Genomic DNA, 18,746 nt, shown 5'->3' with positions numbered 1-18,746 from the left:
AGGTGAACATAATAAAACCAACCTGTGTAAAGAAACGTAAAATCCCTGAAAACTTCTTTACTCTTAGAGGGTGTTTGAAAAGTTATGGTTGATGTATCAAATATTTTTTACCCCTCCCTAACCCTCCCCTTGTAAAGGGGAGGGAACTGGATTTTTATTGTTTCCCCTCTTTACAAGGGCAAAGGGGGTAGCAATGTGATGAAAATTACGGAATACCACTTTTAAAACATCCTCTTACCTTGCTATAACGACGATTTTCAACGCTAACCTACTTAATTACATAGGCGTTACAATTAAATCTTCTACTTCAATAATGATGCTACTTAGAGACAAGCCTACTCCAAACCCAGTCAGACACAGCCGACCACTAATTTTATTAATTCCTTGATTTAAGGCATAGCGATTAATAGCAATTGGGATAGATGCACTACTGGTATTACCTATTCCTTCTACCAAAATGGGAACTTTTTCTTCACTAAGCTTTAATTTTTTACGGATATAATCAACCATAAATTTATTAGCTTGGTGAAATATAAATAAATCAATATCTTCATTGATTAAATTACAATTTTTTAAAGCTAAGTTGACAAGTTCAGGAACTTCCTTAATTGAAAATGAGAAAACAGCAGCACCATCCATAATTAAATCATTTTCACTTCTGTGGCTGCCGTCTTCTTGGATTTTTACAATTTTTGTATGTTCTGTAGTTGGTTTTTTCATACCACCAGCAGGAACTATTAATTTATTATAATCATCAGCAATAGTTCGCCAGCAAGCTGTTAGCCCTTTCCCTTGTTTATCAAATTCTAAAAGACACGCGGCTGCTCCATCTCCAAATAACAACCGCTCTGTTTTATCTTGGGGATTTACTAACCTTGTCAGTGTATCTCCTACCACCAAAAGTCCACATTTAATATCACCATTATTAATTAATTTTCCTAGCACAATTAGACCATGGGTAAATCCGGCACAACCAGCATTTATATCTAGTGTCAATACCTTTGTCTCTAATCCTAATTGGTGAGATAACAGAAATGAATTTCCAGGAATTAAATAATCTGGAGTTTGGGTAATACATACAAGACAGTCTATATTTTCTTTCCTAATATTTGTAGTTTTTAAAAGGTTTTCTACAGCTTGTGACATCAGATTAAAAGCTGTTACTCCCTCACCCGCAACTCTTCTGCTGTAAATACCAATTGTTTGACTAACTCTTTCTATTTCTTCATAACCTAACACATCAGATAATTCATGATTAAATTCAGTTTCTTGAGGTAAAGCGATCGCAATACCTCGCATACTGATATTAGGAATACTTGTTTTATTCATAGCATCTCCTTAACTTGAGAACGAATTTTTTTGTAGCGATGATTGTGATGTTCATTAGAATTTAAGCAAACTTTAACTGGAATTTTGTAACTTTGTAACTTTGGTTGACAATAGGATTGAATGAGCTTTCTCATTTTCCGTTCATCAATTGATAGGTCTATTGGTTTAACTACAGCAACAACTATATTTCCCGTAATTGCATTTGGTTCACCAAAGACTGTTACTTCATCAATTTCCGGCATTTGGATTAAAATATTCTCTATTTCTTGTGGAAATACTTTCAAACCACCTACAATAATCATTTCTGATTGACGACCAAGTATTTTGAAGTAATCCCCTTTCATTTCAACTACATCACCTGTATTCAACCAGCCTTGATCATCAAACGGATAGGGAGAATTTAAATAACTAACCATAGCTGAATTAGTTTTGATCCAGAGAATATTATCTACTATTTTCACCTCGTAATCTTCCCCACCTAATTTAACCCATTTACTATCAGAACTTTCACTTTTAGTGGGTAATATTCCTAATTCTGATAGTCCATAGGTTTGCTTTAATCTGACACCAGGGAAAGCATTAGCTAGGGCAGTTAATGTATTTTCTGGCATTACTTCTGTGCCATAGCTGATGATTTTCAAAGAACTTACATCATAATTTTTATAAGACTCAGACATCAAAAGTAAATTCAGAAAAGTTGGAGAAACTGGTAACAACTCTATCTGACAATTTTCGATTAGTTGGCAAATATTTTCCGGTCTTCTATCATTAGCTAATAGTGTTGTTCCTCCATTAGATAATTGGTATAATAAAGTATTGATTCCTCCAATATGATCCAGGGATAAAAATGCCAATGTATTAAAACTTTTTCCACCTTTAGTATATTTGGATAATAATTTTTCACAATCGTGAAGCATTCCTTTTGGCGTTCCTGTAGAACCAGAAGAGAATAAAATAATTCCCGCAGATTGCTGTTTTATAAAATCAGTCAGAATCTGATTATTTATAACGGCTTTCAAATCTTCTATTACCAACGTTTCTGACTCTTCAATTGACAAAAGATACCGAATATTTGCTATATCAAAATATCTATTTTGTTCTTGCTGGTTAATTACACCTAAAGGGACTAAGATATTCTTGAGCCAAATGAGTGCGAAGAATAAAGCTATAATTTCCGGGGAATAATCTCCTCGAAAACCAACAATAGATTTTTCTATGCCTTCCTCTGATAAAACATAATACCAATATTTTATCCGTTCTAATAACCAGTTGTAACTATAGTTTCGATGATTCAAGATTAAGGCATTTTGCTCACCATAATCTGCAAAATAGGATAAAAATCTCTCAAGATTATTCATGAAACACCTCCAAGATAAATAACTTGTCCTGTAATGTATTGACTGGCTTCACTAGCAAAAAAATCAATAACATTTTCAACATCTGGAAATTCACCCAAACGGCTTAAAGGCATTTTATTAACAAGACTTTGAATTTTTTCTGGAGATACTTTAGCAATCAAATCTGTCATAATTGGTGAAGGTCCAATCACATTAACTGTGATGCCAAATCTGGCGACTTCTCTGGCAAAAATCTGGGAAAATTGTTCAATAGCTGCTTTGCTAGATGCGTAAATTGCCTCTCCTTCAATGTTCATAGGAACAGCAACAGAACTAAAGTTAATAATTCTGCCATAGTTTTTCTTCATCATCAGCTTGGTACTTTCGCGCGACATATTGAAAACACCAACTATATTGATATCAAGTATTTCTTTGGCAACAGTTTCTGGCATCAACAGAGAAGGATTCATTGACGCTATACCTGCATTATTAATCAGTATATCTAAACGGCCAAACTTTTTTCTAATTTCTTTTAGAACTCCTTGAACATCATGAATATTAGTCACATCACCTCGATAATGATAGTATTGATTGTGCTGCAAAGATGATTCAGAACGAGCAAAACCACAAACAATAGCTTGTTGCTCTAAAAAATGTTTTGCTAAATGAAGTCCAATACCTTTAGTTGTTCCAGTAATTAAAACAATGCGGTCTTGATAAAGACTATTCTCAACATTTTTCATAACAGATTACCTACTATATAATCTGTCAATGTACTAATGGATAAAAATGGACTTTTACCCTGAGACATAGTATGCTCATTGGCTAGGGTAATATTCAGATCAAATGTATCTGCGATATATTCTTCTATGATGACAATAATGTTAACAACGTGCATAGAATCAAAAGGCGAATTTCCTCCTAAAATCCTCATTTTTTCATCTATATTTTCAGGTAAATTAATATTTGACTTATCTCCAACTTCTTGAAATGCTTTTTTGATTATTTTAACAACTTCTTCCCTGTTTACATCTAACATATTATTCTCCTTTTTTATGAAAATTACTTACAACTAATTATTTGATTTTCATTCACACAGACAAGATCAATGAGGTCTTTAATCGTTTTACTCTCGACAATAGCATTGACAGGAATAGGTCGGTTAGCATAACTATCAATGATTGATATTACCGATAATATAGCCACTGAGTCCCACGCATCTCCTAAGTTTTCTAGCACTGTTTCTTCCATAAGATTCGCACTGTTAATTTCCAGATGATTTCCTAAAATTTCCAGCATCTTTTGGCGATTTATCATATTTACTCCTAGAAAATTCTCTTGTTTTAAACCTTTAGCTAATAAGTGCCTATCTACATTTATTAATTAGAGGGTGTTTGAAAAGTCATGATTGCTGGATCAAATATTTTACCCCTCCCTAACCCTCCCCGATGCTTTGGGGAGGGAACTAATTTTTCCGGTTTCTCCCCAAAGCATCGGGGGGATTAAGGGGGGTAATTTAACTTGTAGCCATAACCCAACACGCCTGACCATCTTCCCTCTAATGTTGGGTTATGCCTTCGGGACGCTATGCGAACACTTCGTTCAACAACCTACAAAAATTAAATTAATATTCTTGTCTATAAGGGAAGCGGTAGAACCACAATTACAAGATAATATACACTAAATACTTTGAAATAATCTTGTCAGTTTGGCACGATTTTGATCAAGAAATCACTGAATATAAATTGGAAAGTTAAAACCTCAAACTTATGGTAGAACATAATTTATACCGCCATTATGCAACGCTAAAAGTTCTCTATTTTTGTAACTACATCAATATCACTACTTAAGCCAGTCCAGGGTTCTAAGATTTCCGTTAATTGCAACAATGCAATCGGTGGTAACTCAAATTGCTAGTTGTTTAATCAAAGCTAGAAAATGGGGATGCTGATCAGAAATAGGGCAAAAATTCAGAGATTTTTAAAATCAAACTTAATTCCTGATCCTGATTTCTGACTCCTATTCCTAACTAGCAACTTAGATTAATATTGATCTGGACATAGCCACGAGATCAACTTTGCTATTATTAGATTTATTCACAAAAGGTTGCACTGAAATCTGCTGGGCGAGATCGGTTATAGTTGGATATCGGAACAAGATAATTAAGGGTAAATCCACATTAAATGCTGAGAGAATTTCCCTAATTAATGTAACTGCCACTAAGGAATTACCCCCTAGATGAAAGAAATTGTCTTGAGTTCTCACTTGAGGTATCTGAAGCACTTTTTGCCAGATTTCCATGAGGGTTTGCTCAATATCGTTTTTAGGTATTGTTGTATTTACACTATCCTCAGCCTGAACAACTAATAGGGGAGCCGGTAAAGCCTTGCGGTCAACTTTATGATTAGGAGTAAGGGGAAATTTCTCTAGAACAACAAAGTTAGAAGGAATCATATACTCAGGCAATAGAGAGAGCAAGTATTCTCGCATAGTTGCATGAGATGGCTGATACCCTGGCTGTGGGAGTAGATAGGCTACAAGGCGCTGATCTCCGGGTATATCTTCACGAACGATAATCACGGCTTCCCGAACTGCTTCATGGCGGCTTAAAATCGTCTCAATTTCTCCCAATTCAATCCGGTGTCCCCGCACTTTTACCTGGAAGTCCATCCGTCCTAAGAATTCTACATTGCCATCTCTTCGGTAGCGAACTAGGTCGCCAGTCCGGTATAAACGAGCAGTGGCATCATCACTAAAGGGATTAGGTACAAACCTTTCCTGGGTTAATTCTGGTCTGTGCAAATAGCCCCGTGTCACCCCTTTACCGCCGATATATAGTTCACCAGGGACACCAACAGGCACATTTTGCTGATTCTTGTCGAGAATGTATAACTCAGTGTTGGCAATAGGACGACCCAGGGGAACTATACCATCAACTTCAGCTAGAGTATGGGTTGCTGACCAAATGGTGGTTTCGGTCGGACCATACATATTGTGAATCTGTCCGGGAATAATTTGCTGAAGTTGATTTGCTAAAGCTTCAGTCAAGGCTTCACCACCAACCATCATTTGCCGAAGTTGCCCCATAGCTTCGCGGTTAGCTGTTTCTGCCATCAATAAACCCGCCATAGAAGGGGTACATTGCAGGTGTGTTACTTGATGACGTTTGATCAGATCAGCTATAGATTCAATTTTGCCCTGTTCCCGATTCCTGATTCCCTCTTCCTTCCTGTTCCTTCCTGTTCCCGATTCCCTGTTCCCGATTTCCTGTTCCCTGTTCCCTGTTCCCTGTTCCCTGATTTGATAATTAGCCCGTGTCTTCAATTCATTCAGCAGGGGTAGTTGAGATAGCACCGTATCCGTATCTACCCCATAGTCAATCAGACAGGCGATTTCATTGACACCAATGGCTTTAATCCGATCAACCATCTGCAAACAGGTGTCCACTGTTCCAAATAGAGCACTAGTTTCAAAGTACCGTTCAAAGGAGAAATCTAGGACTTCCGCCATATCTGGGTCAGATAGATGAGATACTGCAAACTGTCCTTTGTCGTTGGTGGTTTTCTGTTTAAAAGTGGGGAAAGACCAAGCTGCAAGCTTGATTAAATCGAGGGAACTAGCTAGGTATTGCCGCATGGGCTGACGGACAATCTCTTTGACACTATCATCACTTTCTCCCACAAAAGTATGTATCATCAGGCTGACAATGCCTTCGCCAGAATGTCCGTTTTCTGTATAAGCCTGGCGATAGATGGCAATTTTGGCGGCCAACTCGTCTAAACTTTGCCCCAGTAAGTGCGTCAAAATATTAAAGCCTCTCGCACCTGCCATTTGGAAGGTTTCGGGGTTGCCGGCGGCTGTAATCCAAACGGGAAGGGTGGGTTGAATGGGACGAGGTAGGGTTTGCACCTCGATGATTTCTCCTTTACCGTTGGGATAGGGTAGGGTTTCTCCGCGCCAAAGTGCCTGTACCTCCTCGATTTGCTGGAACATAATTTCCTTGCGCTTCTCGAAGGTTTGGGGAGAGAGGATAAAGTCATTGGGTTGCCAGCCAGTACCAAAGGATATTCCTACCCGACCGTGAGAAAAGTTATCTACTAAAGACCAATCTTCTGTGAGTCGCACGGTATTATGTAGGGGGGAAATACAGCTACCTGCACGAATTTGGATGTTTTTGGTGGTCGTGGCGATCGCTGCACTGCTGACTACAGGATTGGGGAATAAGCCACCAAAGGCATGAAAATGACGTTCTGGAGTCCAAACTGCCTTAAACCCGTTGGCATCAGCAAATTTAGCTCCTTCAAACAAGAGGCGATACTTTTCCGCTGCATCTTGCCCTTGTTCATGGCTAGAAAAGTAAAAGAGACTAAAATCGGTATGTTGTAATTTATTTACAGCTATGGGTTGTTGGGACTTAGACTGCTGCCGTTCTTGCTTGGGGTTATAGATAACTACTTTAAATCCCCTAGCCAATGTCCAGAACAGTTCCAAGACAGAAATATCAAATGACAAACTTGTAACTGCTAACCATACTCCCGGTGGTTCATGGTCAATGACAGCATCCATACCCGTGAAGAAGTTAGCCACGTTACGATGTTCTACCATCACACCCTTGGGTTTCCCTGTAGAACCGGAGGTGTAAATTACATAACTCAGATTTTCGGGTTTAACTCCACTATGAGGATTCGTGGTGGGTTGTTGAGTAATTTCTGCCCACAGCACTTCGGCTTCGCTCAGTGACCGCGTATCAATGGGGATAATGCGGGTCATCCCCAGATCCCCGACTTCTTTGAGAAGTCGGGGATCTTGATCAAGTTTTTCCTGGGTTAAGATGACGGTCGCTTGGGAATCTTCTACCATGAAAGCCAGACGATCTGGGGGGAAATCGGGATCAAGGGGAAGATATGCCCCACCGGCTTTGTGAATTGCCAATAAGCCGATCATCATTTCTAGCGATCGCTCGATCTGAAGACCGACGATTACATCGGGACCAACCCCCTGTAGCCCTAGATAGTGGGCTAATTGATTGGCTTGTTCATTTAATTCTCGGTAAGTTAATTCTCGGTCTTGAAAGGCTACAGCGATCGCATCAGGAGTCCGCTCTACTTGTTCCGCAAATAAATCATGAATACATTTATCTGTGGGGAAGGGTTCGGCTGTGTCGTTCCAATCCACCAAAATTCGCTGTTGTTGGGCAATAGAAAGCAGTGGTAATTGATGCAGAGATTGTTGAGGATCTTCTATACAAGCGGTGATTAAAGTTTGAAGTTGCTGAACAATGGCTTTAGAGTCAGTGTTATTGAGTGACCCAGTATGCACTAATTCCGGTAAAGTTCCATCTTCATAAGCCACCAAAGCTATAGAAGCTCCCAGGGAGTGCCAATCTAGTTGATCAGGAGACGCAACAAGAGCGATCGCCACAGGCAGAAAATTATCATCGCTACCTCCATTCCCATCACCATGCAATTGTGGATAACGTCTCAACAGCGTATGTCTAAAGCTACCCAGACGAACGGCATCATCTAGGGCTTTTTCAAATCGCTGTTGAAAATCATGGAAAGACTCATTAACCTGCACTTCGACTTCGCTCAGTGACCGAGTTTGCACGCGAATAGGAACTCGTTGGGCAAATATTTCGGGGGCAATACTGCGCTGTGCATCGGTTTGCAGTCCCAGATCAAATTCCATTTCGGTTGTCAGTCGCGCACAGTAAGCAGCAAACATAGACAACAGAGATTTAGCTGCTACCTGCGCTGTTAACGACAAAATAGAATAGCGGTACATGGAGATATAAGTACGGTCACTGAGCGAAGTCGAAGTGAGTGTTTGACCAGATGTTGCCAATGGTAAATAGGGATGTCTAAAAGGAGCAAGCTGCATCAAACGTTCTGCCCAAGATTGCTCATGACGACAGATTGCCGCATTCCTCTGGCTAATTGCCTTTCTTGTCTTGGTATCAATTGCCGGTAAGATATCACCAACGCGCACACCATAATCTTCTTCTAACTGTTCTGGGGAAATATCCTTGCCGTTTAATGTGGTTAAACGACTCAACTCAACAGCCCCATCTATGGTAGCGATACACATCCCTTGGGAATCTAGTTTCAGCACTTGTCCAGGAGTACCGTAGTCAGATGTCATTAACCGGGCAGACCCCACAACAATTACTCCGCCTGGTAGCCAGGTTTTGGTCAGACCAAGTTCATTGCGAGTTGGACCAAAATCTAAAGCTTTGACAAGATTGCAGATATCTTTGCTACTAACATCATAAGAGATCACAGAGGCAGCATCTGGGCGATCGCTGGGACTAAAATAACTCCGTTGAGAGAGGTCTTGGGATAATGGCTTGATAATATCTATTGCCAGTTCTTGTACCAGTTCCTCGAAGGAGTTAACTGCTGCATTAAAGCAGTTAACATTCAAAGTAAAAGCCGTATCATCTGGCTCAATTGGAACTATTCTTTGCTTGAAGATGGGACCTGCATCAACTTTTGAGACAATTTCGTGCCAGGTAACTGCGTGTTGGGTTTCACCGTTCAGCAAAGCCCAAGAGGTCGCATACAAACCAGCATACTTTGGCAATGGCGCATCATGGTAGTTGATGCTTGCTTTTTTTGCCCGTCCAATTACATCCCCAGGAATGATCCATTGGGTGTTATTGATACTAAAAAGATAATCGTACTCAACGCCCAGGAGTGTTTTGTGAAACATGGAGCGAGAGGCGGCGTGGGTAATGCTATGTTCCTGAGACCACTTTTGCAATGAATTATCTGTTGAATACACTCCCAGCACTTGCCAGCCTTTCTGCAACAAGATTTTCAAGCAACTCAAAGCCACAATACCATCGCCGACAACAAAACAGGAAAAGCTGGACATAATTTATGTATCCTCATAAATCTGACACAAATCTTCTGAGTATGAATGAGAGATTTAGATAAGTAAGTTAGCGTTGATAAATTTATTTGCGGACAAATTAAGCCAAAAACTCTCTAAAAAAAATTCACTTGCCAGAATTTTACAAATTATTGAAATGATGGCTTTATATAATATTTGGTAACAGCAATCTTCAAGATTATTAGATATTCACTAAATTACTTGGCACGTCAAATTTTGCAGTTTCTCCTGGAGAGTAAACAGCCTCATCTTCCGTATTAGAAAGAATTATTGATCCCGCACCAATAATATTTTCCTTGCCGATTTTGACGTAATTTCTGATAGTAGCATTCAAGCCAATGAAAGTATATTCTCCTACGTTTACTCCACCACCAAGCACGACATGAGAAGCAATGAAACAGTGATCATTAATCACAGAGTGATGCCCAATATAATTTCCACCTGTGAGAATACAGTTGTCACCAATGATGCTGAAAGGTTCGATAATGTTGTTTTCCAAAATTAAGCAGTTTTCACCTACGGTTGTGCCATGATAGTATGCCTTAGAACTAACATAGGAAATAAAACTATATCCCCTTTTTTTAGCATTATAGTATTTTTCTGCCCGCAACTTATTGAGATTTTCATAACCAAGAGGAATAAACAGTTTGTATTCTTTGGGTGAATAATATTTTTCTAGTTTTTGATAGGGTACAACTGGTAAATTATGGAAACTTTCTGCTTGAATATGGTCTTCATCAACAGTAAATCCAACTATCTCATATTCAGAATCGTGCTTGAGATAAAAGTAAATAGTTTCTGCAAAAGGCCTGTTTCCAAAAATAACAACTTTGTCCATAAAATTCTCATCCTTTATTTTAAGTAGGTGAACACAATAAAACCAAAGTGTGTAAAGAAAAGTAAAATCGCCCAAAGCTTCTTCACTCTTGCCTTTTGCCTCTTGCCTCTTGCCCTCCCATAACGACAATTTTCAATGCTAACCTACTTATATCTAAACCTGACCTTTAAAATCTCCAGCAGTTGCATATCCTTCCTGATTGATATTTTCACGCTTCAGCACTTTCCAGACTGTTAACAAGAGGATTTTGAAATCTAACCCAAGACTCCAATCGTCAATATAGGAAACGTCTAACTTAAATTTTGTTTCCCAGCTAATAGCATTGCGTCCATTGACCTGAGCTAATCCTGTGATACCAGGTAACACTTCATGTCGTCGTGCTTGTTCGGGAGTATAAAGTTCAAGATACTCCACACGTAAAGGACGTGGACCAACAAAACTCATATCACCTTTGAGAATATTCCACAGTTGAGGAAGTTCATCCAAACTAGTTTTTCTCAGAAATTTACCAAAAGATGTCAAGCGTTTTTCATCAGGTAATAAATTACCTTCCTCATTTTTTTCATTGGTCATAGTGCGGAATTTATAAAAGTTAAAAACCCGAGCATCTTTACCTGGACGAGGTTGGTTAAAAATAACCGGACGACCATCATGTAAATAAAGAGCGATCGCAATTACTAGCATTAAGGGAGAAAGAATAATTAAGGCTATAATCGCCATAAGTTTATCTAATCCAGACTTAATCAATCTGCTGATTAGATGATGCCTTTGAAAATTTTCAGTCATCATGGATAAACCTTGTATTTAAAGTAATTAAAAACCGCTCAAAACCTGGATTAAACCCAGGAGAATTTTCCAGATAAAACTCAATGCAGAGATGTTGCTTAATCTTTGCATATCTGTTTTATTTGAATTATAAGGAGATTTTAATTGGCATTAGTAGTTTGTTCTAACTTGCTAATTGTTAGCAATAATAGACGAATTTTTAGCCATCATCTAGTCATTTCGGCACTGCTTTTCAGCAACTGATATTAATTTTGATTCAAGTAGTGATACAGTATTAATTACACAATGTCATTGCGTAAGCGTTGCGTGGCGTTAGCCATATGAAACGAAGTGAAATGAAGCAATTCCAAGGGTTGTGATTGCTTCCCTTCCCTCGCAATGACTGTAAATATTTTTGTCCAATTACTTAAACACTGAATTATTAACAACAGAATCCCCATTTCCCATGAGTTTAATAATCAGTTAATTAGGTGAACACAATAAAACCAAACTGTGTAAAGAAACGTAAAATCGCTGAAAACTTATTTACTCTTGCCTCTTTACTCTTGCCTCTTTACTCTTGCCTCTTGCCTCTTGCCCCTTGCCTCTTACCTCTTGCCTCTTTACTCTTGCCTCTTGCCTCTTGCCTCTTGCCTCTTTACTCTTGCCTCTTGCCTCTTGCCTCTTGCCTCTTGCCTCTTGCCTTGCTATAACGACAATTTTCAACGCCAACCTACTTAATGCTTAATTCTTGATAGTATTTTGTCAGTCTTTCAAATACAAAATCTTCATTATATTCGGTTGTTACTCTTCTCCGTCCTTCATTACCATAGGCTTGCCGCAATTCGGGATTAGATAACATAATTGCCAATGCCTCGGCTAATTTATCACTATCTTGAGAAGGCACAATTAAACCTGTTTTTTCCTGTAATACTGCTTCTCGACATCCCCGAATATCTGTAGTCACAACTGGTAAACCCATCGCCATCGCTTCTAAAATAGATCGGGGTAATCCTTCATGAGTAAAAGTAGGTAAAGTAAAGACATCTAAAAGACCTAAAACTTCTGGTATATCTTGGCGTTTGCCTGTGAGTGTAACGTGATTCTCAATTCCCAGATTGCGAATTTTTGCTATTAGTTCTGTTTGGAAAGGTTCAGGATCTGAACTAAGTTGACCACCAATTATCAGAATATGTAAATTAGGAAATTTATCCACTAATTTAGCAGTAGCTTCTATCAGGTATCCACCACCTTTTTTTCGAGTTAACCGCCCAATTGTACCAACAATTAAATTCGCGGTTGTTGGAATACCTAAAGATTGCCGTAATTCACTCTGATGAATGGGATTGAGTCGCTCACGGTGGAAGCGATCAATATCTATACCGTTACCTAAATAAGCCAGTTTTTCAGGTGGACAAAGACCGAGTTTTTTAGCAGTGCTAATATCTTCATAATTTTGGCTGAGAATTAAATCAGTGATTAAAGCAGTCAGCTTTTCAACTATAAAGTAAAAGTAATACTGGGTAGGAGTGGATAGATCATGAAATGGCAGTCCATGGGAAGTGTAAACAATTTGTTTAACCCCAGCAATTTTAGCTGCAATCCGTCCTAAAACAGCAGCAATTGGTGTATGGACATGGACAAGATCATATTGATTTTGCCGAATAACTTTTACAAGGTGATAAATACTTTTTAAGTTGGAAACTAACGATATCTTGCGGTTAATTTTCACAGCATATACTGTGTATCCATTCTTTTGTAATTTTTCTACTGCCTTTCCTGGAGAACAGGCTATACCAACCTCAAACTTTTGCGATAAAAAGTATTTTATCTGAGGTAGTAAAAGTCCCTCCGCCGTATCACCAATTGCACAAATATGTAAGATTTTCATATTTCTGTCTGTGGTCTTTGCTATTATTAAAATTTATAGAAACAGGGGATTTTTTAAACTTGGTAATATGAACGATACCATTTCACAAATCGCTCGATTCCCACCTCAATTGAGGTATTCGGTTTAAAACCCACATCTGTTACTAAGGCATCAACATCGGCATAGGTTGCTGGCACATCACCAGGTTGCATGGGAAGCAAATTTTTCTCTGCTTTGATTCCCAAGCAATTTTCTAAGGTTTCGATAAAGTGCATTAATTCAATCGGCTGATTATTACCGATATTGTAATTTTTGTATGGTGCATAACTTGTAGCAGGATCTGGTGCATTTTCTGACCAATGAGGATTTGATACAGCCACTTGATCAAGAACACGAATTACACCTTCCACAATGTCATCAATATAAGTAAAATCACGCTTCATTTTACCGTAATTAAAGACATCAATTGGTTGTCCTGTTAAAATTGCTTTAGTAAACAGAAACAATGCCATATCAGGACGACCCCAAGGTCCATAAACTGTAAAAAATCGTAATCCCGAAGTCGGCAAGTCATACAAACTACTGTAGGTATGTGCCATTAATTCGTTGGCTTTTTTGGTAGCTGCGTACAAACTCACGGGATGATCTACATTGTCATGAACGGAGAAGGGAATTTTTGTGTTTGCACCATAAACTGAACTGGAAGAAGCAAATACTAAATGTTGGACGTTTGTATGCCGACAACCTTCGAGAATATTCACAAATCCCACTAAATTACTATCTACATAAGCATGGGGATTTTTTAAGGAATAACGGACTCCGGCTTGTGCAGCTAAATTAACGACTTTATCAAAACTAGATTGAGCGAATAATTTGGGGATGCCTTCTCGGTCTGCTAAATCCAATAAATGAAAGCTAAAGTTGGGGTTTGCTAAAAGTTGCTCTAATCTGTCTTTTTTTAAGGTAACATCGTAGTAATCGTTGAGGTTATCTAAACCTACAACTTGATCACCTCTTTCTAGTAAGCGTTGACTGAGGTGAAAACCAATAAAACCAGCCGCACCTGTAACTAAAATTTTTGCCATAATTTCACCTTTTATAAACTCCAATAATTAACATTTGTCGGTATATCCCCAGGTTCAAATATTGATTTGATATCCATGAAGATTCCACCTGGACGAATATGAGCAAATAGTCTCTCTGCTGGCATTTCTAAATATTCTTGATGGGGAACTGCTAAAATTAAGGCATCAAGATATGTAAGTTCTTTCCAATCAGATAATTGAATACCATATTCATGGACTGCATGACTATTTTCCGCTAAAGAGTCATGTACTAGGGGGTCAATCCCAAATTGTTGCAATTCATGAATGATATCGGGAATGCGACTATTTCTTAAATCTGGGACATTTTCTTTAAAGGTAAGTCCCAAAATCCCCACTCGCGCATTTTTGATTGTCACATTGGCTTCTACAAGCAGTTTCACCAACCGACTCCCTAAGAATTGACCCATGTTGTCATTAATCCTTCTACCGGCGAGAATTACCTGGGGATAATAACCAACTTGTTGGGCTTTGGCTGTGAGATAGTAAGGGTCTACACCGATGCAGTGACCCCCCACAAGACCTGGAGTGAAGGGTAGAAAATTCCACTTTGTCCCCGCAGCGGCTAAGACATCACGGGTGCGAATATTCAGGCGATCGCAAATTATTGCTAGTTCATTCATCAAGGCAATGTTAAGATCTCGTTGGGTATTTTCAATGACCTTAGCCGCTTCAGCTACTTTAATTGATTGAGCGCGGTAAACACCAGCTTCAACAACAGTACCGTATACATTGGCGATTTGTGCCAATGTTTCTGGGTCTTCACCTGCGACAACTTTAACAATTTTTTCTAAGGTATGAGTTTTATCACCTGGGTTAATTCGTTCGGGAGAATAGCCTAATTTGAAATCAACGCTCTGTTGTAAATCAGATACCCGCGCCAGAACACTACCACAAACTTCTTCTGTAACTCCTGGGTAAACGGTGGATTCATAAACTACAACATCACCTTTTTTGAGGACTTTACCGATGGTTTCTGAGGCTTTAATCAGTGGAGTCAAATCAGGAACACGATTATTGTCAATTGGCGTAGGGACGGCGACAATAAAGAAGTTACAATCAGCTAAATCAATTGGATCACAAGTTATTTTGAGAGATGTATTTTTGAGTTCATCACTGGCAACTTCACCTGTGAAATCTATGCCTTGATTTAATGCAGCAATTTTTTCCTGATTAATATCAAACCCAATTGTATTGGGAAATTTTTTGGCAATTGCTAAAGCCACAGGTAAACCGACGTAGCCAAGACCAATGACTGCGATCTGATTCATGTTTCTATTTCCTTAAGGGAATTTGAAAAATTTTTGCTTGTTTAACAGGTGTAAAGATTGATGATTTATTCCTAATTTCCGGCTGATTTTTCAGCTAACCAAGCTTGGAACATGAGTATAACCCAGAGATGATGTTGCCAATTGCGATCGCCATTTTGGTGTTCATCCCACTTTTGCCGAATTGGTTGAGGATGAAAATACCCTTCTCTTCGCAATCGAGACTCATCCAGCAAATCTTCTGCCCATGCTCGTAAAGGTCCACGCAACCATGCACCAATCGGAATACCAAAACCCATTTTTGGACGCTCAATTAATTCCCTGGGTACGTACTTATATAAAACCTGTCGTAACAACCATTTACCTTGATTACCACGTATTTTCATGGATAGGGGGATTTGCCAAGCAAATTCCACAACCCGATGATCTAAAAAAGGTATGCGACCTTCAAGACTCACACCCATAGTGGCACGATCTACTTTCACTAAGATATCACCTGGCAAGTAGCTGATTAAATCCAAGTACATCATGCGTTCTGTGAAATTCGGTAAATTTGCCCACAAATTGCCATCACTAAAAACTGTGCTGAGTTGAGAACTATCAATCACAACTTTTTCTGGTTCTTGCAAATGGGATACCAAATCCGCATACATAGTATCGGGGTGGGAAACTGCTAAAATGTTTGCTAACTTATGTAATTTATCGCCAAAATTCAATTTTGCTGGCAATATGGTATTTATAGGTTCAAAACCTCGATTCCAAGTCTGGGCAGAAACACTGGTTAAAGCTTTGGCTGTAGAATGACGAACTGTTTGCGGTATCCAGCCGATCTTCTGCCAGATACTACTTGCCAAAAAATAGCGCTTATATCCAGCAAATAATTCATCACCCCCATCACCAGAAAGACTGACGGTGACATGATTTTTGGCAAGTTGAGATACTAAGAATGTGGGAACTTGGGAAGGATCGGAAAATGGCTCGTCATATAAACTTGGTAGTTTGGGAATTACTCCCATAGCTTCCTCTGAGGTGACATAAAGTGACCTATGGTCTGTACCCAAGTGCTGTGCCACAGACTTAGCATATTCAGCTTCGTTATAGTCTTGTTCGTGAAAACCAATGCTGAAAGTTTTCACAGGTTGCTGACTTTGAGCCTGCATCAAAGCCACAATTGTCGAAGAGTCTATCCCACCTGATAGAAAAGCACCTAAAGGGACATCTGCCAGCATTCGCATTTTTACGGCATCTTTTAGTAGCACCTCTAAATGTACTATAGCTTCATTTTCTGACCCTGTGAAGGGATAAGCAACACCTGATTCTGCGGCAGTTTTTGCAGACCAATAGGGTACTGGCTGAGGGTGAATTGCCGTCCCATTCAAACTTAGAAGAGTTGCGGGTGGTAATTTATAGATGCCTTGATAGATGGAATAAGGTGCAGGAATATAAGAAAACCGGAGGAATAAAGCCAAGGCATCACGGTTGATTTCGGGTTGAAAATCAGGATGGACTTTAAAAGCTTTTAATTCTGAGGCAAATATAAAAGTATGACCGCACCAACCATAATATAGTGGCTTTTCGCCGATGCGATCGCGTCCCAAATGTAAAACCCGTTCTTGACGATCCCATACAGCAAAAGCAAACATCCCATTAAAACGCTTGGTTGCTTCTAAAACTCCCCATTCACAGATGGCTGATAACATTACCTCTGTGTCAGAATGACCGCAAAAGCTATATCCAAGACTTTGTAACTGCTTTCTTAATTCTGGGAAATTATAAACTTCACCATTGAAAACAATTACATACCGACCATCGCTAGATATCATCGGTTGATGTCCTTGCGGTGAAAGGTCTACTATAGATAGTCGCCGATGTCCTAAAGCAATGCCGACCTCTCCATCAACCCAACTGCCACCATCATCTGGACCACGATGAATTAATGACTTTGACATTTGCTGCACAATTATTGGTAGATAATCGGTGCTAATTTGTCGAGATATATCCCAAAAACCAGTGATTCCACACATAAATATTGTTTTAGTTTATGCTTTTTACTTCTTTTTGTGCATTCAGCCAATCTTGCGTACTTTTTCGTACATAATTGTAGAAAGCAATTTGCCTTTCCCGAAGTATTTCATTTGTGTATTCTTTGGCTTTCTCTAGGTTACGGGCTGACATTCGAGCCATGCGTTCTGGGTTAGTCACAACTTCCCGAATTTTGCTAGACAAAGCAGCAACATCACCAGGTGGCACTATATCCTCTGGTGCTAGTAGTTCAGGAATGCCCGCTACTGTAGAACCAATACATGGTAATGCCCGTGCCATTGCCTCGATCATTGCTCTGGGTAAACCTTCTTGATAAGATGCTAAGATAAACAAATCCGCCTGATCCAATTCATCCCGCACAGCTTTTCCTGCGGATAACTGACCCCGAAAATTTACATAATCTCCTAAATTTAATTTCACTGCTCGCATTTCCAATTCTTCTCGATGCTTACCATCACCAACAAGAACTAGTTTAAGTTTCAGTCCCTCCCGTATACAATTAGCGACAGCATCAATTAACACATCTGGTGCTTTATAAAGTTGTGCTAATGTGCCGATAAAGACAATGGTAAAAACCTGATTTTGCTGTTTAGGTAAGCGAGGAACAGAGACAAAAGCCTCATGAGATAAATCTATACTTGAGTAATGTGTGGAAAAAGCATCTTTTCCTGGTGGATACCGCTTTTGGAGAGCGCACTCAGTGACATAGGCTGCACCACAAGCTCTAGCACATTGTCGCCGCAAGATTCGAGGGGATCGCCAGCGGAAAAACGGACGCAAAGGGTGTTTAATCGAACCAGGTGCAAAGACATCATAGGGATCACCAACCACTTCTAGACCGTAGGGATGATTCGTAGCCCGTAGTTTAGGTTCAATACAGGAAGCAATGGTCGAACTTACCCTCAAAATTACGGCATCTTCTGTATTTACAGCTTGTTGGGCAGCACGTTTAACCATGATCGATCGCCATAAATACTGCATAGGTCCAATGTAATAGGGAATAGCAGCAAAAGAAATGCGATCGCCATTGGACTCCCTCCAATCAGAGGGCACTGAGAGGACATCCTGAACACGGGCAACCACCCGCACATGATCAAAAACCTCTAGATACCTCTGCCAAAATGAATATGGAAACTGAGTATGTGTCCAGACAATCCCATCTGGTGTCCGATTAAAACGATGTTCAAGTGCAACGACAACTTTCATAAGGATATGTAGGGGCAAACTTTCATAAGGATATGTAGGGGCAAACGGCCGTTTGCCCCTACTCAAAGACAAAGCGGACTGGAAGTGTCAATT

General features: G+C 39.4%; 13 protein-coding genes. All 13 read right to left on the bottom strand.

Going from position 1 to position 18,746, the window contains the following annotated elements:
• Positions 1-276: 276 nt before the first annotated feature.
• Positions 277-1,329: a 3-oxoacyl-ACP synthase III family protein gene (locus tag FJR37_RS03850; RefSeq protein ID WP_039203375.1), complete on the bottom strand. Its 1,053-nt coding sequence runs from the start codon at positions 1,327-1,329 to the stop codon at positions 277-279.
• Positions 1,326-2,687 carry a long-chain fatty acid--CoA ligase gene (locus FJR37_RS03845; RefSeq protein WP_168465345.1) on the bottom strand — a complete coding sequence of 454 codons (1,362 nt, stop codon included), beginning with the start codon at positions 2,685-2,687 and terminating at the stop codon, positions 1,326-1,328. Before FJR37_RS03845 ends, FJR37_RS03850 begins: the two co-directional genes overlap by 4 nt.
• Complete coding sequence (locus tag FJR37_RS03840) at positions 2,684-3,409, bottom strand: SDR family NAD(P)-dependent oxidoreductase (RefSeq protein ID WP_168465344.1); 726 nt, start codon at positions 3,407-3,409, stop codon at positions 2,684-2,686. Before FJR37_RS03840 ends, FJR37_RS03845 begins: the two co-directional genes overlap by 4 nt.
• On the bottom strand, positions 3,406-3,705 hold the full coding sequence (locus FJR37_RS03835; RefSeq protein ID WP_052149996.1) for a hypothetical protein: 300 nt from the start codon (positions 3,703-3,705) through the stop codon (positions 3,406-3,408). The genes FJR37_RS03840 and FJR37_RS03835 overlap by 4 nt, the downstream gene beginning before the upstream one ends.
• 23 nt (positions 3,706-3,728) lie before the next feature.
• Entirely contained in the window at positions 3,729-3,983 is a 255-nt protein-coding gene (locus tag FJR37_RS03830; protein ID WP_168465343.1) for a hypothetical protein, read from the bottom strand.
• A 720-nt stretch (positions 3,984-4,703) separates the two neighbouring features.
• Complete coding sequence (locus FJR37_RS03825) at positions 4,704-9,542, bottom strand: MupA/Atu3671 family FMN-dependent luciferase-like monooxygenase (RefSeq protein WP_168465342.1); 4,839 nt, start codon at positions 9,540-9,542, stop codon at positions 4,704-4,706.
• Positions 9,543-9,741: 199 nt separating this feature from the next.
• Positions 9,742-10,398, bottom strand: coding sequence for an acetyltransferase (locus FJR37_RS03820; protein WP_039200926.1), 657 nt, complete (start codon positions 10,396-10,398; stop codon positions 9,742-9,744).
• 153 nt (positions 10,399-10,551) lie between these two features.
• Positions 10,552-11,187 (bottom strand): sugar transferase, encoded by a 636-nt coding sequence (locus FJR37_RS03815; protein ID WP_168465341.1) that lies wholly within the window; start codon positions 11,185-11,187, stop codon positions 10,552-10,554.
• A gap of 709 nt (positions 11,188-11,896) precedes the next feature.
• Positions 11,897-13,054, bottom strand: coding sequence for a glycosyltransferase family 4 protein (locus FJR37_RS03810; RefSeq protein WP_168465340.1), 1,158 nt, complete (start codon positions 13,052-13,054; stop codon positions 11,897-11,899).
• Positions 13,055-13,107: 53 nt separating this feature from the next.
• Complete coding sequence (locus FJR37_RS03805; protein ID WP_168465339.1) at positions 13,108-14,118, bottom strand: NAD-dependent epimerase; 1,011 nt, start codon at positions 14,116-14,118, stop codon at positions 13,108-13,110.
• 11 nt (positions 14,119-14,129) lie between these two features.
• Entirely contained in the window at positions 14,130-15,407 is a 1,278-nt protein-coding gene (locus tag FJR37_RS03800) for a nucleotide sugar dehydrogenase (RefSeq protein ID WP_168465338.1), read from the bottom strand.
• 71 nt (positions 15,408-15,478) lie between these two features.
• On the bottom strand, positions 15,479-17,428 hold the full coding sequence (gene asnB, locus FJR37_RS03795) for an asparagine synthase (glutamine-hydrolyzing) (RefSeq protein WP_039202503.1): 1,950 nt from the start codon (positions 17,426-17,428) through the stop codon (positions 15,479-15,481).
• A gap of 10 nt (positions 17,429-17,438) precedes the next feature.
• The gene (locus FJR37_RS03790; protein ID WP_168465337.1) at positions 17,439-18,653 is read right to left on the bottom strand and encodes a glycosyltransferase family 4 protein; all 1,215 of its coding nucleotides are present in this window, start codon (positions 18,651-18,653) and stop codon (positions 17,439-17,441) included.
• Positions 18,654-18,746 lie beyond the last annotated feature (93 nt).

The sequence above is a fragment of the Aphanizomenon sp. UHCC 0183 genome, from assembly GCF_009712065.1.
In the GTDB taxonomy this organism is placed as follows: Bacteria; Cyanobacteriota; Cyanobacteriia; order Cyanobacteriales; family Nostocaceae; genus Dolichospermum; species Dolichospermum heterosporum.
Note: the sequence above shows the minus strand (reverse complement) of the source record. Positions and strands in the feature narration are given on the sequence as shown.

Bases quoted from the DNA above. Each gene is read 5' to 3' on its own strand.
- FJR37_RS03850 (WP_039203375.1), bottom strand. From the start codon at position 1,329: ATGAATAAAACAAGTATTCCTAATATCAGTATGCGAGGTATTGCGATC.
- FJR37_RS03845 (WP_168465345.1), bottom strand. From the start codon at position 2,687: ATGAATAATCTTGAGAGATTTTTATCCTATTTTGCAGATTATGGTGAG.
- FJR37_RS03840 (WP_168465344.1), bottom strand. From the start codon at position 3,409: ATGAAAAATGTTGAGAATAGTCTTTATCAAGACCGCATTGTTTTAATT.
- FJR37_RS03835 (WP_052149996.1), bottom strand. From the start codon at position 3,705: ATGTTAGATGTAAACAGGGAAGAAGTTGTTAAAATAATCAAAAAAGCA.
- FJR37_RS03830 (WP_168465343.1), bottom strand. From the start codon at position 3,983: ATGATAAATCGCCAAAAGATGCTGGAAATTTTAGGAAATCATCTGGAA.
- FJR37_RS03825 (WP_168465342.1), bottom strand. From the start codon at position 9,542: ATGTCCAGCTTTTCCTGTTTTGTTGTCGGCGATGGTATTGTGGCTTTG.
- FJR37_RS03820 (WP_039200926.1), bottom strand. From the start codon at position 10,398: ATGGACAAAGTTGTTATTTTTGGAAACAGGCCTTTTGCAGAAACTATT.
- FJR37_RS03815 (WP_168465341.1), bottom strand. From the start codon at position 11,187: ATGATGACTGAAAATTTTCAAAGGCATCATCTAATCAGCAGATTGATT.
- FJR37_RS03810 (WP_168465340.1), bottom strand. From the start codon at position 13,054: ATGAAAATCTTACATATTTGTGCAATTGGTGATACGGCGGAGGGACTT.
- FJR37_RS03805 (WP_168465339.1), bottom strand. From the start codon at position 14,118: ATGGCAAAAATTTTAGTTACAGGTGCGGCTGGTTTTATTGGTTTTCAC.
- FJR37_RS03800 (WP_168465338.1), bottom strand. From the start codon at position 15,407: ATGAATCAGATCGCAGTCATTGGTCTTGGCTACGTCGGTTTACCTGTG.
- asnB (WP_039202503.1), bottom strand. From the start codon at position 17,428: ATGTGTGGAATCACTGGTTTTTGGGATATATCTCGACAAATTAGCACC.
- FJR37_RS03790 (WP_168465337.1), bottom strand. From the start codon at position 18,653: ATGAAAGTTGTCGTTGCACTTGAACATCGTTTTAATCGGACACCAGAT.